The organism is Adlercreutzia equolifaciens (assembly GCF_029076695.1).
Classification (GTDB): Bacteria; Actinomycetota; Coriobacteriia; order Coriobacteriales; family Eggerthellaceae; genus Adlercreutzia; species Adlercreutzia equolifaciens_A.
In genome coordinates this window covers 1-325 of the sequence record NZ_JARFIK010000215.1, presented here as the reverse complement: position 1 = coordinate 325, position 325 = coordinate 1, and the positions used below count along the sequence as shown (strand labels likewise).

Sequence of the window (325 nt, the reverse complement as noted above, 5' to 3'; positions counted from 1 at the left end):
CGGACCTCTCCCTCTACGCCCCGGATTATAAGAGCGCGTAGCGGACATTCGAGCTTCTGACCCAGGCAGCGGGCCGGGCAGGACGGGGAGATCTGCGGGGGGATGTGGTGATCCAGACCTACGCGCCGGACCATTACGCGGTATCATCCGCGGCGGAGCAGGACTATCAGCAGTTTTACCGCCAGGAGCTCCTGTACCGGAAGATGATGGGGTATCCGCCGCTTGTGGGGCTTTTAACCATCGGTCTCTCCTCAAAGAGGGAGGCGGATGTGATTCGGGCTTCGGAGGACTTAAAACGGGTCATTCTGCGGGACTATGCCCTGGA

The 325-nt window shown here is 60.6% G+C and carries 1 protein-coding gene; it reads left to right on the top strand.

The annotated features are described in order from the left end of the window. Positions 1 to 104 precede the first annotated feature (104 nt). Positions 105 to 325: hypothetical protein (locus PZH32_RS12115; protein ID WP_275208505.1), on the top strand; the 221-nt coding region annotated here is incomplete at its 3' end.